Below are 15,473 nucleotides of genomic sequence, written 5' to 3' on the forward strand. Positions count from 1 at the left end.
CCGTCATCGGCTAAGAGCAACCGATGACTACAAGAGAGAGCGATCATTCAACGGCCTAGTTGAGCCGCGCGGAGAAGCGGCGTCGGTTTGAATGAGTTGTTAGGTTGCTACGCCCATAAGCTTGGCGCACTTCTGCCACCCGGGCATGCCCGAAAGATCTAGCCTAGAGATCTCGTCGCTATGGTACTCGGGCAGATCGACGTGCAGGAGCACCCGCAACAGAATGATTGGCTGGTTGAAGGCATAACGAAGCAAGGAATGAAGGAGCACTTCATGTCGTTGGATCAATGCGGTAATGGCAGTGCGATCGTTGCGCGGAAACAGCGTGAACTCTACGTCTCCCATTACCGACAGGAAGTGCGATACGCTATCTGAAGCAGGATGAGTAACTTGGCAGAGCTGCCGATATAGAGAGTGTGCTTGAACCAGTCCCAGAATCTCCAACTGGTCTATGTAAGACCTAGCCTCCTCGCTGAATGAGCCTGTGGCGCGTCATCACCTTTCACCAGTTTGCGACCGTGCGAGAAGTGAATTAATTGATCCTCTAGCTCTTGGCTAATGACGATTTTATGAGATTTACATCTTAGTGAGTCATTTATAGAGTTGCAGTTCTCGGCAAATGTTTGGGCCGCGCCCGCGACGCCGGTCAAAGAATCCGCAGCAGACTCGATGAGTGATCGCAAGTTAGCGCAGAAAGGCAGATACAAGTTTTCGTCGTGAGAAATTTGTACACCTTTTACCCACTGAGCAGATCGGAGTAATGAACTCGTTGCCGCGAAGTGCGCGCGGCCAACAAGCTCGTACCAGTAAATGCGTTGCGCCTGTGCGGGGTCGTTGACCAACAGCTGCGAAAACTCTTCCAGCGGTAAGTATTTGTAGCTGACCGACCGAGCGCTGAGCTCCGCTTCGATGCGGGTGGCGAGCGCAGCAAACTCCTTGGCACCTTGCCCAAATATTTCGCGAATTGACGATGGTGGCATTTTTCCTAAGCGCCTTAGAGGTGATACGAGCGGCAGCCGAAGGCCGCCCGCTCGCTCGATGGAGGGGCAGAAGGCTCACGGCATGCTGCGACAGGGACTCCGCGAGCGAGGCAAAGCGTTCGATATCGATAGCCGCAATTTTCTCCGGGGAGCAACAACTGACTTGGCCTTGCATGCCACATACATCGTGTCCCTCTTGATATCACTCGTTTGGTCTATCAGCCTTTCCTGTATTGCGCCAAGCTGCGCCTGCAGTTCTTCAGACAAGCGCGCGGCATAGGTTACGAGAAATCCAATCTTCTCCTTGTGATCTCGCAGAAGCTTGGCGACATTGGAGATTTCGCTCTCGGAAGTTCCTGTCAAGTTAATGGTGCGCACCAGAATGCTCTTTGCCAATTCTTCCGAGAATATCTGGCCAAGACCGTAGGCACGCGGCAAATGTTTCGCCTCGAAGAGACTGCGCGGCTCTGTTACGAGTGGAATGGCGTTGCCTGCAACACTTTCACCCTAGCTTTGATAGGTTGAAGACCACATGCGCCTTCTAACGCAAAGGTAACCGGAGCGTTGCGGCGGATGGACGCAGAGCGATTAGGTACCGCAAGGCGTCCGTGTCGACCGACATGTCGGACCACAGTCCGGAACTTATGGTGAGACCAGCTCATTGGCTTCAGCTTCCGGGACTTCGGGCGGATTCTCGACCAGGTTCCCCTTGTTCAGATGCTCGAATGGCTTTGCTTCTGGGTCAGTCAGGATGGCATCCCAATTTCCCCGATTGAGTCCTTCCACGTTCAGCCACAGTAAGACAACTTCGTACTGAGATAGCTGCGATTTGATAAGGTCGTAATAGCGCTTTTGCTGTGCCGCTGTAGCCTCTATCTCGGCGCTTTGATCCTTCACATGTTTAAACAAGTGATAGACGGTCCTGAAGTAGTGTTCGATCTCCCACCCGTCAGTTTCCAAGAAACGCTGATATGCGGTAGCCAGCGGGACTCGGTTTTTCTGCGAAAGGGCAACGATCTTCCGATAAAAAATGCGGAAGCAATCACGGCCGTGCATGATGGTCTTGTCTTTCATCTTACGGTCGATAGACTGCAGAACAGAGGCATGAAGCGAAAGCAGCGTGAAGAACTGGTGCTCGAATGCTTGAAGCTTTGCTGCTTGGGTTTGACTACGCAAAGTTGCTGCGACGAGTACGACAGAAATGAGACCAAATAATGGATTGAGCAGTCCGCCCATGTAGTCACCGAACTGCCCCCATTCAGCGGCAGCGCTAGAGACGTCTGCCTTCCTGAAGTTCAGGGCAAATGCCCCCAGCAGAGCTCCGATAGCGGCGACTCCGAATCGAAATGGATGGCGAACGAGCATGTCGGCGAGCTTCATAAGCAGGAGGAGTGAAAATTTCCGGTAAAGAATTGTGCGGTCCAACGTAATGTAGATCGCATCAACTTGCACACCGGATCTGGTGCTTGCGGTCTAAATTCGCTGAAAAAGAGTACGAAAAAGGATTTGTAGCCTAGCTTCTCGGTAGGCATTCTGTATGAAAACACAGTGGTAAATTCACCCGTCCGAGTTGCGCACCACGGCTGCTGGCGTAGGTCCGCGAACGAATTTGTTACGAATAGTATACGGCCAATCTGCAATGAGGTGCATGTGTCTGTGAAATGGCACGGCCTGCGGCATCCGCGAGCCATGAGGCGGGAAAGAATCGAACCGAATAGCGGTTTTGATATTTTTGACTGGAAGGCCGTTTCGGGTTGAAAGCGGAATAAGAAAAAAGGCTGGAGTTTGCTGGATTGATGGGCATCAAATGGCATTAATCAGCGCAAACAGCTAATTATCCTTATCGAAATCTGAAGGTTTTCGCTATAGACCCGGATTTCCAGCTAACGCGCTTGAGGGACTACCTTGCGAAGTCAGGCTCTATTCTGTTTGGGATGGTTACTGTCTGAAATGAGTCAAGGTATGATGGCTTTTTAGAGAGGAGTGCTGGTGCCAGCTTGCAATTCTGAATGACAGAAAAAATGCATCTCGTCGACAGAGTAAACCTCCCTTCGGAAGAAGCGATTCCAGTTGATATCAACGGCTGGGAGCACATCCTAGTGCGCCACTTTCTTACCGTCGGACGAGAGGGAGACGCTAGCGACATTCATGCGATCGAGGTTAGCCCCCGGTCACTCGCATTAGCATGCGGAAGCGATCCTGGCCGAGAAGGCGAGATCGAGGAAGCGTTCCGGGACGCTCTGCTGCGTGACCAAGTATGCCTGCTGAGGGCACTAAGGGAGGGGCCGCAACGGCGACCGTCTACGGACGTTCCCAACTGCTTTGCGATGCTAGCGATGACGTTGCTCATCGATCTGCTTCTCGAGGGAACCGCAGATACGGGCAATCAGTTCCGAGCGAAGCTCGCCGATTGGCTTCGCATTGACCGTACATTTAGCGACCTAAGCGGGGTCAAGCTGATGTGGGAAGAGCTAGCTCAATGGTTGGATATGCGGGTAATGCATGGAGCCCCATTCCGTCGATTAGTGCTGCCCGATCCCAGAAGCTGGCACCATATTGGCTACACCCGGCGTCTGTCATTCCCGAACCGAGCTGACGTTAGAGCGGTCGCCCAAGTTTTGGCAAATGTGCCTGAACGTGACTTGGATAACCCCGTCACGGTGATCCAAGCGGCGGCGCAACTGGAGGGCAGAAGGAGCATCTCCGTTGGCCTGAAGGACGCGTACGACGACTTTGTTCAGTCGTATTACTCCCAGCGAAGGGCGATTGCCGATCATCGGTTTTGGCGCCTGGTTGCGCAGGCCCGTACGGTAGGAACCAAGCCACGACTGTTGGCCGCGCTCGATATTGGGCTTACAGCAGATGAAGAGCACGAATTTCGCGTCATGCGAGTACCAACTGATGACGTTCATGTGCACTGGGCGTTGTCAGCGGCGCTGCGTGACAAGATACTAACGGCTAGTACGAACCTGGGATCCGCAGTTGGCAGAGGCTTGCTATTTTTCAGGCAAGTGGGCCTCGGTCGTTGGACAGCCGAGCCCGACTTGGCAAAGTGTTGTGATCGTGTGTTGGTCGCATTTGACGACCGATTTACCAACCTGATACGTGAGCGCCTGGGCACCGTGACCAGAGATGGTCAATGGAAGTTGACCGTTGATCCCGTTGACGCCATAAAGGTCGCGACCGAGTTGCGCATGTGTGGAATCATGGTGGACGGTTCCGTCCAATTGTTTCGTCCTATGGCGTCGGATGGTGTGCGCGTGCATGGTGCGTGGCTGGGGCTCCCCGGTTTTTTGCCTTCGATCGACGCGGATACCGACAAGCTTCGGGTAATCCCAGAAAGGAACGATGTTGCCGAGGTGCGGATTACGATGGCGGGCAACATCAGGCTAGTGTCCGACACCCCAGTCGCAGGTGCCTATCTCGTGGAGCCGCATCTGCTCCAGCGCGAAAGCCGCCCACCTTGGCGACTGAGGCTGCAGTTTGTCGATCGGGCCGCGCCACATCTGAAGCTCGGCGGAGCGCGGCAAAACCTGTCGCTCCTGGAAGACTGGAGCACGATGGGTCCAGCACGAGTCGCTAGCAACTTGCCTTGCAATGTTGGCTGGGCACGCTCGCAAAACTCGATGGAATGGCTATTAGAGGCGCTCTACGCCAGTGGTGCTAATGGCTGGGACGAGTCTGACCTCGTTGACCTTGTGCGTCGCGCCGACCCAGAGACAAATCTGGCCCCTTGGCGCACGCTGCGCATGTTGCAGGAAGGTGGCGTGATTGAATCTCGGCTAAGGCACGGGTGGAAAGGCCGTGTCTGGACGCTGGTGCCGCCGCGCATAGTCGTATCCTGGACCGATAACATTCCGATCGCCCTCGCAGAGGGCGCGCTGTGCTTCCACACGCTAGAAGCGTTTGAACTGGCGATCACAGGGATGGGCGGTATGCCATTCAGAATCCCCGGGGCTGCGCGATGGTCGGTACCGGTAACTGGAGCGGTCGGTGTTGACCCGGGCACCTTAGCCAGCCGACTTGGTTGGGCCCTTGTTGAGCAGACAGAAGCGCCCTCGAGCGCTCCATTGGCGTTAGTCAAAACTGACCGGATCGCGGAGAACTACAAGATTGCGTTCACATGGTGCTGGCTCGAGCGACGCTTTAAGGCCTTCGGGGCGACTGAGGGTGGGGTCCGACTAGCTCAACTTTCGCATCCTGCTGCCACGGACCATGATGTGTACCGCGTCGAGTGCGGCGGGAAACGCTGGCATTTTTTTTCGCGCCAAGCGGCGATTGTCTGTGCACACTCGGTTGCGCGAGTCCCATTGTTTGCATTCGTCGACGATCGAATCGAAGTGATGGCGCGAGATGGCGGGTTGCCAGATAAGTTAGCGACAGCGTTGCGCCGGCGTCGGCTGGCGAGCAGCGGGTTCACCGATGATTCCTATGAATATCCCGCAACTGTCGAGGATGCCGCCTGGCTCGCCGGTCTGCTACCAGGGTGTGTCGTTGGCACACCTACGCTTACGGAGCCAAGCACGGGTGAAGTGCTTTCGAGATCGCGTCGTTCCCGTGGCGCATTGCGGGTCCAGTGGCGCGAAGGACGGCTGACGCTATAACAATGAAAACCGTGACAGAAGGCAAAAATGGCATCTAACGTGATTTGGTATGCAGGCCCCTGCATCAAGCGTGCAGAGAAAGGCACTGCATCGCACTTGGAGGCGGTGGCGCAGTTGGTGAACAGCGAGTGGAGATTGATCGACGATCCCAAAATCCTGTTCAGGGGTATGAACGATGTAGAGCTGCGCGCTGCCGACGCGCGACAGTTGAGAGTTTCAGATTGGGCAGCGTTCACAATCGGTATTAAGGGATCTAGGACGAAGTCATGGCCTGCAACAGCGCACCGCCGCCTACATCGGTATGTAGATCTGTCGGCGTTGGAAGGTGCGGAGCAAGCGCAACGCCAACTCGTCGTCGAGGGCGTGCAGACGCGCCAACCCTCGGGCACCTGGATCGTCCGGTGCGCTGAAGATGAAGTCTTACAGGTCGAGCTGAGGCAGCACGAAGGCGTCGCACACTTAGCACTGGGTAATGGCCGGGTGTCAGCGTATCGCTTTGACCCGGAGTCGGTGACAAGAATGCCAACCCCGGACGGAGAGGTGGATTTATACGACTTGAAAGGGGCGACACCGGCGCGATACTACGACTGGACGCCGGATGACTCCTTCGCTTTACGAGTCGTCCGGGCGGCGGTAGACGCCGGCGATGGCCATGCGCGCAGCCTCGTCGCTTGGCTTGAATCGCATGCGAAGCAAGGTGAGGGTTTGCTGCCTGTGAAGTCTGCCGACATCTCCGCGGCCAATGAGGCGCTTCGTTCTGGCAAGCTAGCGAAGCGCCTCGCGGAAGACCAGGAACTTTTGCGGAGCTTTTTGGATGTCTTGGTCGATGATGAGCGAATCGGCGCGCTGATTAAGGAAGGTGCGGAACGAGTAGTGGAGCAAGAACGTGCGGACGCGCGCGTTCGGGCTGAGGCAGAGGCGAAGCGCGAGATGGAAGCTAGCCGAAAACATCGCCTAGCGGCTCTGAAAGAGGAGCTAGAGAACGCAGCTCAGATTGGGCGGAAGTCCCTCAGCGAGGAACTCGACAAGTTGCGGGCCCATGGTGAGGCGGAGTTGCAGCAAAGCGTCTCAGCACGTGTCGGCGCTATGGAAAAGCGGGCTGGCGAACTGGACGCGCACTGCAAGGCACTCGCTATCGAGGCTGGCCACGCGAAGGCCGCTGTCGGGGAAGAACGGCAAAAGGCAGCGTCAATACGCTGCGAGATTGCCGAAGCACAGGCATCCCTGAATGCGATCCAAGTCTCCACAGCTATGGCGGCGGCTGAACTTGCCGTCGAGCAGACTCGCCTGACCGCAGCCCAGACGAAATGCCCGGTAATCGTCCGCCCAGGGGCAACAAAGCTCCTTACTCTGGAGGGAGTTGGTGCTGAGATAGATGCGTCGCGGTTGCTATCGGGCAGGGGTAAGACGCTTATGGCAAATTTCCTCGCTCTAACGCTGGCCGGCGAGGTGCCCGCCCTATGTGGGCCTGGGGTAGATGATTTCCTCCTGGCTGCCGAGATTATGTTCGGTGGCGGCCGCTCGGTTCGCATGGAAGCGGATCCGACGATCCTCACATTCGAGGACTTGTGGATACGAGCCGGAACGGATTTGCACACCGGATTCGGGCAGGCGTTAGCGATGGCCAGCGGTATTGAAGGCAAACCTCGGACGATGCTCGCGGTGCTCGAGCGCGCGGAGCGTTCAGGAGGCCGATTCTGGTACCCAACGCTGGCGGACCGCGCGCAGCGCGGGACGCTGCCGCGCAGTCTGCTCATTTGCGTGACTATCGCCGACCAAGAGTGCGAGGAGGCTTTGGAGATTCTGAGCCGCGCCGTGCGCCTTGACCTGAACGATGTGCTGGAAGCGGATAGCTCACTTCCCCTAGCGATGATCGCGGCCTCTGCCGGAACAGCCACCGAGCTGGATACGGGCCGCGAGCGCGCAAACGTTGCTCTAGGCGCGGCCGCGGTGGCTACGGATGCGCCTCAGCTCGGTGCGTGGCGCTCATTGCGCGCTATGCGCGCTGTCGCCGAGGCCACCAGCCTGTCCCCAGTGGCCCGCTTGTCGGAGCTTGTACACCTTTTCTTAGGCACTGGAGGGAAACCCGCCAGTGCGAACAAACCTCAGAGAGCTACCCATGCTTGATCCGATCGGCGGTTTTGGCCGCATCAAGGATTTCTTCATTTCCTACGTCGAGACCAGTTTCCGCATCTCCGATCCTACCGTGGCGGAAGCTCGACGCAGCTTGCTCGAAGCGCCGGGCACATTCACGACAGAGCCATTCCTTGAGCCCGTACTGCGCTATGAGTCAAGCGACACCACAATTGAGGAATTGGCGATGCTTGAGAATGGCCCACTAGAACTACTCTCGCCTGAAGGGAGACGTGCGTTCGCTGAACTCGCACTGTCTGGCTTGTTCGAAGGCCGCTCGGTCGACGGAAAAATCCGGCGTAGATCCGAATATCCACCGTACCGACATCAGGTGCAGATGCTCAATCGAGGACTTCGCCCGGGAAACCCTGCGATCGTTACCTCCGGCACAGGTTCCGGCAAAACCGAGAGTTTCATGTTGCCAATGCTCGCTGCGATCTCCGACGAGGCGGTCAAATGGCCACAGCCGAATAGCAATTACTTAGATGGCCAGTGGTGGAGGAAAAATGAAACAGATTGGCGGGCGATGCGTACTGGTGAACAGCGCCCGGCCGCTGTGCGCGCGTTAGTTCTGTACCCGATGAACGCGTTGGTCGAAGATCAGATGGTTCGATTGCGCAAAACGCTGGACTCGGACGAGGCCCGCGCGGTGATGGACGAACGGTTCTTGGGAAACCGTGTGTTCTTTGGGCAGTATACGAGCGCTGTTCCGGTCACCGGCCACCAGAAGCACCCTCGGCTGGCCGACGACCCAGACGAGAAAAAGCGCCGCAAGCGGCGGCTGGAAAAACTGCGCATCGCCCTCCGAAGATCCGACGAAAACCAAACTGCCGCCCGGGAACATGACGCGCAAAAAGATCCCCCCGAGAAAACCCGCTTCATCTTTCCGTCGATGGACGGCGGCGAGATGCTGTCAAGATGGGACATGCAGGACGCCCCGCCAGACATCCTGATCACCAACGCGTCGATGTTGGGTGCGATGCTGTCGCGAGAGGTGGAGGACCCAATCTTCAGGCGCACGCGCGAGTGGTTGACTGACAACGACGACGCGTACTTCTATCTGGTGTTCGATGAACTGCATTTGGTGCGCGGGTCGGCAGGCACCGAGGTAGCGTTTTTGACAAAATCCTTGATCGACAGGCTGGGGCTCGCCGACCCGAAGCATCGACACAAGCTGCGCATCCTAGCGTCGTCAGCTTCAATGCCAATGGAGGGTCAAGACGGCCAGCGCTCGAGGCAGTACTTGCGGGACATGTTTGCGCCGTACGGCACCAGCACGGGGCCGGGCGACCTTGGGACGGACAGTGCCGAGTATTGGTCAGAATGCGTTATCAAGGGCGTGCCAAACATCCCAGCATGGGAGCACGGACCCATCGATCCTGTTCCGTTCGAATCACTGCTCAAGGCTGCGCTCGACTCGCGTGACGATTTCGTTCCTCAAGTGAAGCGCAGCGCAGCTCTAATGGCAGCAGTGGACGCGGCTGCCGCTGCGCTTGCTGTGGGCGGAGACACAGAGGAGGATCGAGTGCGCAACTTGGCAGAGGCGGCCGCGGCCGCTCTTACCGACGCGTGTCGCGATGGCGAGGGTGTGCGTGCGACTGCCGTATCTGACCTGGGCGCGCGGATTTTTCGGGAGGGGGCCACGGACGTTATGGCTGCATTGCGTGGTCTGACGCTAGCGCGGGCGCTGCCAGAGTCTAAAGTCTGGAACGCACGAGTGGAGTCGACTACGCCGGCATTTCGCCTACACACATTCATTCGAAACATCGAGGGGCTGTTCGGTGCGCCCAGGCCGACGCTTGGAGGTGCGACCTTTGACAATTTGACGACCGAGCGCGGCCTTTCGCACGCCCCCTCCGCTGATGGCGAGAAGCGAGGGAGAAGACTATTTGAGCTTCTTTACTGCGAGGCGTGCGGCGATCTGCTGATTGGCGGTCAGCGCGGTGAGCGAAAACTCAACTCGAGCTCAACCGAGATGCTGCCCTCGTCCGGAAACTTGGAAAACTTGCCCGAGCGCGCCGCCAGCGAGTACTACGACCAGATGACCTTCGAGGAGTTCGCGGTGTTCTGGCCTCGAAGACGACAACCAATGCTGCCTGACAGGGACTACGACCAGTGGCAGCTAGCGCACCTGGACCCGCACTCAGGCGTTGTTGCGTGCGGCTCAGACATACCGGATGGGCACGTGGGCGGCTATCTCTACTTTCAAAACGATGAGGCAGTCAGCGGTAAGGGAACCAGGGCCAAGGACGGGCCAAAACGATCAAAAACAGCGCAGCCGTTCTGCTGCCCTAAGTGCGGTATCGACTATTCACGTCGACCAGCAAGCAATCGACTGCGCTCGCCGATCCGTGCGTTCCGCACGGGCGTGTCGAAGGCGTCTCAGCTGGTTGCAACCGAGCTCTTCGAGCTTCTACATGCGATCGGTGCCGAACCGAAAGGAATCTGCTTCTCGGACAGTCGCCAGGACGCCGCCAATCAAGCGCTGGCGATCGAAACCATGCATTTGCGAGATCTCCGGCGTGAAGTTTTAGTGGCGGCCGCACGTGCCCGCATAGAGACCCGTCAAAAGGAATGGCTCAGCGAGGATGAGTTCAATGAGATGGTTGGACGCCTTTCTCAGGATAGGAAAACAGCTGAACTGACTAATCTCGTACAGCGCTATACCGCGCAACGAGCGGGTGGTTCGGTGCAGTCTGGAGACCGCAAGGTCGCGTTGCGTGAGTTACTGCAGGACGCGGACGGTGGCGGACGTGTCGGCGACCTCGTTTCCGAGTTCGTGAAGATGGGCATTCACCCGTTTGATCCAAGCGGACGTGCGACGTTCGAAGGGAGTCCGTGGCACGCACTATTCGAACAATCCAGCAATTCGGTTGAGTACGCGGGAACATTGAATGGAGCTGATAAAGCCAGCCTCACCGCCACAATCTTAAGGCAGCAGTATGAGCTGATCGACGACGTGATCTTCGCAAATACATTCTTCGCGTTGGAGGAGACCGGCCTGGGCTACCCGAGTCTGGCCGGCACTGCTCATGACGACGAGAACAAGATGGACGCTTGGCTGCGCGTATTCGCCGGCGCATACCGCGTGCGTAATAACCGCTTCTTTAATGAAGACGAAGTGAAGGAGTGGGCAAATGGTGCCGACATCCCGCGGACGAGCCGGGTCAGGAAAATCGCCGACAAGGCGTACGCCGGAGGGGACGTCACCGCGAGACTGACCGACGTCATTGGGCGTTTCTCCGACATGGGCCATAGAGGTGGAATGTTCGACATTGCAAACTTGTACTTGAGGGTTGCCGAGAAGGACGACCGCTATTGGCGTTGCCGCAACTGCGAACGTGTTCATCTGCACTCTGGTTTGGGGCTATGTACCCGTTGTGGAGAGATGTTGGACAAGGATTCCAGCGGCGCTGTCGAGGAGCTATGGCACGGCAACTTCCTCGGCAAGCGTATCGTGCGCGGGGCGGCCGACGGCGTCTCTCGCTTCCGTTTACGCGTCGAGGAGTTGACAGGACAGACTGACGACTTCGCCGATAGGCTTCGTAAGTTCAAAGGCATTTTTGTCAATGGCGAGAGCGAGACCGAACAACGCGCGAGCCAGATCGACATGTTGTCGGTGACGACGACGATGGAGGTTGGGATCGACATTGGGGCGCTGCAGAGCGTGTATCAGGCGAACATGCCCCCTCAGAGGTTTAACTACCAGCAGCGTGTTGGCCGTGCTGGACGCAGAGGACAAGCGTTCTCATTCGTAGCGACTTTCTGCCGCGGGCGGTCGCATGACGCGTACTACTTCGCGCACCCCGGAGCTATCACGGGAGATGCTCCGCCTCCACCATTTCTCGCGGTGGAGCACGACCCAATTCCGATGCGCCTAGTGCGCAAGTGCTGGCTACGTGCCGCCTTCCAGAGGCTGCGCGACGAGTGCTACGCGAGTGGACAGAAATACCCGGGCGATTTGCTGGTGCCGCCCGACGTGCACGGGGAGTATGTCACAACGCAGGACTATTACCACAACGATGGTGCCGGGTGGCGGGCACGACTCAAGGTTGCGCTGGAAGCAACCGTCCATGAGCGAGATCGCTTCGTAGACATGGCGGTCAAGGGAGAACAACGGGATAGGCTGCTTGCTGGCTCCACATCCGACAAGCTAATGGCCGAAATTCAGGCGCTTCACGGGCATGCACCCGATGCGCAAATTGGGATGGCAAGGTTCCTCGCTGAGTGGGGAATGTTGCCGATGTACGGAATGCCAACTCGAGTAAGAAACCTCTACCTTGGGACACGAGAAGCAAGTGGCGAGAAGGGCGAGTACACGTGGTCAACCATGGATCGAGATCTAGACATGGCTGTGTTTGAGTTTTCGCCTGGCAATGTGCTAGTCAAGGACAAAGAGCGACATCGAGTAGTGGGTTTTACCGGTAACTTAAGCGATCCAATACGAACCACCGGTGGATGGAAGGCCCAGGTAGTGTCTGGGTGGCGGGAGACACATTCCTACGTCGCGCTTTGCGCGGCCTGCGGCTCAGCAAAGTTCCAGGAAGAGCTCCCGGCCGATGGCTCGCTTTGCGAGGATTGCAAAAAACCTATCTCCGTAGACTCGTTTAACCCTTATGTAACGCCGGTCGCGTTCCGCACAGACTTCACCCCGTCCTCAGGGGAAGAGGAAATCGCGCGGATGTCCCAGAGGACAGTGGCCACCGTGCTGGAGGTGGGGGTGCCTGTTGAGCAAGGCAACATGATAGTGCGGAGTGGCGCCGGCGCAATAATTCTGCAGCTAAACGACGGCCCCCCCGACAACGAGGGCAATGGGTCGCTATTCGTGATGGACGAAGCTATGGATGCGCGAGCTCCTCTGGGTGCAACGGGTAAATACCTGTCTCGGATTAGCGACCAAGCTATCGAAGCCAGCGTACGACAAAAAAATTCTTACCGCTGGCCTGTGGACGCCAATGGATCGAGCGGACAGAGATTCGGGTTAGTGTCCCGAAAAAAGACCGACGCAGTCTACCTAGAGTTGCAGCAATTTGACTCTCGCCTCACGCTTGATAGAGTTGCGCGCAAGGGCGAATTTAGCGATATTGCTACCCGAGCAGCGGCGGTAAGCGCCACACAGATCTTGGTGCAACGCGCGGCGCTTGAGCTCGACGTGTCTGCCGAGGAGTTTGAGGCATTAGAACCGCGGTTGCGCGACGGCAGGCCGATGCTGCAGATTGCCGACGCGTTGATCAACGGCTCGGGACTGTGCCGAAGGCTCGGCGAACCCAACATCCCCGGCGGTCCGTCGTACATCAGCGAAATTGTTGGAGCAATCCTATCGCGCACGGACCAATGGCCTCTCGCGGATTTTCTTGCATCTTACGGCGATGGGGGATCTCACCAGGGACAATGCAAGACGTCCTGCTATCGGTGCATACAACGTTTCAGCAACCGTGCCTATCACGGTCTACTCGACTGGCGTCTTGGGCTCTCTTATCTAAGGGCACTGACTGACCCAGAGTATGCTTGCGGGCTGAATCCCGGCGATGAAAATCTGCCTGAGTTGACAGGCTGGCTCGAGCGTGCTCGCACGCTCGCCGAGGACATCGTGTCCATGCGCCCCAGCTCGCTAAGTCACGAGCAGCTCGCGCATTCAGGGCTGCCGTGCATCATCGAACGTTCTAGTGGAGAGGCATGGCGTTACATTGTGCTGCACCCGCTTTGGCGAAAAGATCCAGAAACATTAGGCGGAATTTTGGGGCCGGACTTTGTCCCGGGGATGCTTGCGGTCGACACCTATAATCTTGAGCGGCGACCGCTGCAAGTTCTAGCTCGCCTACGCCATGAACGTGGCTCTGGGCGCTCGAACTAGCAGCATTAATCTAAATGGACGGAAGTTAAATATCTAATGAGGGCCCTCTATGAGTTTTTTTCTGGTGGCGGGATGGTACGCGCTGCAATGCGCGACGAATGGAACTGTTTGTTCGCCAACGATATAAGTGAAAAGAAAGCGGCCGCCTATACAGCCAACTGGGGGGGCGAGCACCTTAAAATCAAGAACATTACCGACATCAAACCAATTGACCTGCCTGGGCGAGCCGATTTGGCATGGGCATCTTTTCCGTGCCAGGATTTGTCCTTGGCAGGGAATGGTGTCGGGTTAAATGGAGAGCGAAGCGGCACTTTTTGGGCATTTTGGAAGTTAATGATGGCCCTAAAAAAAGAGGGGCGAAATCCATCTTTAATTGCTTTGGAAAATGTCTATGGCACACTTACTAGTCATGATGGTAAAGACTTTGAGTCAATCGTAAGAGCTATTGTGGCCGGGGGCTATCGACTAGGTGCGATGGTGATCGATGCGGCGCGCTTTTTACCACAATCTCGACCTCGTCTTTTTATTGTGGCCGTTAACGCCAATGTCGCTGTACCCGAGCAGTTGCTTGCCAGTGGCCCATCGAAAACTTGGCATCCGTCAGGGCTTGTTCATGCGTTTGAGAGCATGCCGAAGAGACTACAGTCACGCTGGATTTGGTGGGATCTACCTTTGCCTGTGGATAAACCCAAGGAGCTGAAAGATCTTATCGAAGACAACCCCAAGGATGTGCAATGGCATACCAAGGAGGAAACGAAACGGTTGTGCAGCATGATGACCCCAATCAACCGGCTAAAGGTGGATAGGGCGATCGAGCAGGCAAGCCAAACTGGCGAGCAAGTGGTGGGAACTATTTATCGGCGAATGCGCCAAGGACTCCAAAGAGCAGAGGCGCGCTTTGATGGTGTCTCGGGCTGTTTGCGCACTCCATCGGGCGGCTCGAGTCTGCAAACCATCATTGTGATAAACCAAAAAATTGTCCGCTCTCGCCTATTGTCTCGTAGAGAGGCGGCGCGCCTGATGGGTTTGGATGACGATTACAAGCTCCCCGAAAGGTACAGCGAAGCCTATCATCTCACGGGCGATGGCGTGGCAGTACCAGTTGTCAATCACCTTGCGCAGCACATTTTTAATCCTATCATCGACACAATCAAGGCGATTGAATTAGCTGACGAGGCTGCTTAACAGTAGAACTTATTTTGCATCAGCTATACGAAATCGATAGGCCCCCTTATGCCGACTATCGAGCGATCTGCGATCATGCGAGCAGTAAAGAGTCGAGGCAATGCGTCGACCGAAGGGCGGATGGTGAGCATTTTGCGCGGCGCGCGTCTGACTGGATGGCGCCGGCACTTGCAGATCGTCGGCACGCCCGACTTTGTTTTTCCCGCAGCACGTGTTGCTGTGATGGTTCACGGTTGTTTTTGGCATGGCTGTCCTAGGCATTACCGTAGTCCGTGCGATAATTCAGTGTATTGGTCGGCCAAAATTGCACGCAATATCGCGCGCGATAAGTTAACACGGGCTAGATTGAGGCGGGACGGTTGGGCTGTGTTGACATTCTGGGAGCATGATCTTAAACGAGAAGACGTCGTAGTCCGACGCCTTCGCAGGGCCTTGGGGCGTGGGGTTACCAAGACTTTATAGGCATCTGATTTTCGTTAGCGATGAGCAGCCTCGAACTCGTTCGGAGCGCACCACCGAGATGACTGTGCCGCCGGGTTGAATTCTATCGGCTATCAATGTGCTCCTCCAGATCGAGCGTAACATTCTCCCAGTCAGCAGAGATGTGCTGCTTGATGCGCTCCTTCTTTTAAGTGCTTAAGAAGGACTCTGCCAGGCCGTTGTCCCAACAGTTCCCTCCGTCCGCCCCTCATACTCGGATCTGGATGATTGGCCTTA

At 56.7% G+C, this 15,473-nt stretch carries 8 protein-coding genes; 5 read left to right on the forward strand and 3 right to left on the reverse strand.

What is annotated here, in order from left to right; genetic code table 11:
* Positions 1-449: 449 nt before the first annotated feature.
* The 3 genes from RAS12_RS26840 to RAS12_RS26850 form a co-directional block, all read right to left on the reverse strand.
* Positions 450-980, reverse strand: coding sequence for a hypothetical protein (locus RAS12_RS26840; RefSeq protein ID WP_306943180.1), 531 nt, complete (start codon positions 978-980; stop codon positions 450-452).
* Positions 981-1,055: 75 nt separating this feature from the next.
* Positions 1,056-1,463, reverse strand: a complete 408-nt coding sequence (locus RAS12_RS26845; RefSeq protein ID WP_306951637.1) for an AbiV family abortive infection protein — start codon at positions 1,461-1,463, stop codon at positions 1,056-1,058.
* A 159-nt stretch (positions 1,464-1,622) separates the two neighbouring features.
* On the reverse strand, positions 1,623-2,360 hold the full coding sequence (locus RAS12_RS26850; protein ID WP_306943181.1) for a putative phage abortive infection protein: 738 nt from the start codon (positions 2,358-2,360) through the stop codon (positions 1,623-1,625).
* A 956-nt stretch (positions 2,361-3,316) separates the two neighbouring features.
* Here RAS12_RS26850 and RAS12_RS26855 point away from each other — a divergent pair.
* Genes RAS12_RS26855 through RAS12_RS31105 form a run of 5 tightly spaced genes read left to right on the forward strand, consistent with a single transcriptional unit; the run spans position 3,317 to position 15,218 of the window.
* A complete protein-coding gene (locus RAS12_RS26855) occupies positions 3,317-5,584 on the forward strand; it encodes a hypothetical protein (RefSeq protein WP_306943183.1) in 2,268 nt (755 codons plus the stop codon).
* A gap of 27 nt (positions 5,585-5,611) precedes the next feature.
* The gene (locus tag RAS12_RS26860; protein ID WP_306943185.1) at positions 5,612-7,711 is read left to right on the forward strand and encodes a hypothetical protein; all 2,100 of its coding nucleotides are present in this window, start codon (positions 5,612-5,614) and stop codon (positions 7,709-7,711) included.
* Entirely contained in the window at positions 7,704-13,571 is a 5,868-nt protein-coding gene (locus RAS12_RS26865) for a DEAD/DEAH box helicase (RefSeq protein WP_306943186.1), read from the forward strand. Before RAS12_RS26860 ends, RAS12_RS26865 begins: the two co-directional genes overlap by 8 nt.
* Before the next feature lie 36 nt (positions 13,572-13,607).
* A complete protein-coding gene (locus RAS12_RS26870) occupies positions 13,608-14,756 on the forward strand; it encodes a DNA cytosine methyltransferase (RefSeq protein WP_306943188.1) in 1,149 nt (382 codons plus the stop codon).
* Between the two features lie 48 nt (positions 14,757-14,804).
* Complete coding sequence (locus RAS12_RS31105) at positions 14,805-15,218, forward strand: very short patch repair endonuclease (protein WP_371321223.1); 414 nt, start codon at positions 14,805-14,807, stop codon at positions 15,216-15,218.
* Positions 15,219-15,473 lie beyond the last annotated feature (255 nt).

The sequence above is a fragment of the Achromobacter seleniivolatilans genome, assembly GCF_030864005.1.
GTDB classification, from domain to species: Bacteria; Pseudomonadota; Gammaproteobacteria; order Burkholderiales; family Burkholderiaceae_B; genus Achromobacter; species Achromobacter seleniivolatilans.

Excerpts from the sequence above, each read along its gene's own strand:
- RAS12_RS31105 (WP_371321223.1), top strand. The coding sequence starts at position 14,805 with ATGCCGACTATCGAGCGATCTGCGATCATGCGAGCAGTAAAGAGTCGA.
- RAS12_RS26855 (WP_306943183.1), top strand. The coding sequence starts at position 3,317 with ATGACGTTGCTCATCGATCTGCTTCTCGAGGGAACCGCAGATACGGGC.
- RAS12_RS26850 (WP_306943181.1), bottom strand. The coding sequence starts at position 2,360 with ATGAAGCTCGCCGACATGCTCGTTCGCCATCCATTTCGATTCGGAGTC.
- RAS12_RS26865 (WP_306943186.1), top strand. The coding sequence starts at position 7,704 with ATGCTTGATCCGATCGGCGGTTTTGGCCGCATCAAGGATTTCTTCATT.
- RAS12_RS26870 (WP_306943188.1), top strand. The coding sequence starts at position 13,608 with ATGAGGGCCCTCTATGAGTTTTTTTCTGGTGGCGGGATGGTACGCGCT.
- RAS12_RS26840 (WP_306943180.1), bottom strand. The coding sequence starts at position 980 with ATGCCACCATCGTCAATTCGCGAAATATTTGGGCAAGGTGCCAAGGAG.
- RAS12_RS26860 (WP_306943185.1), top strand. The coding sequence starts at position 5,612 with ATGGCATCTAACGTGATTTGGTATGCAGGCCCCTGCATCAAGCGTGCA.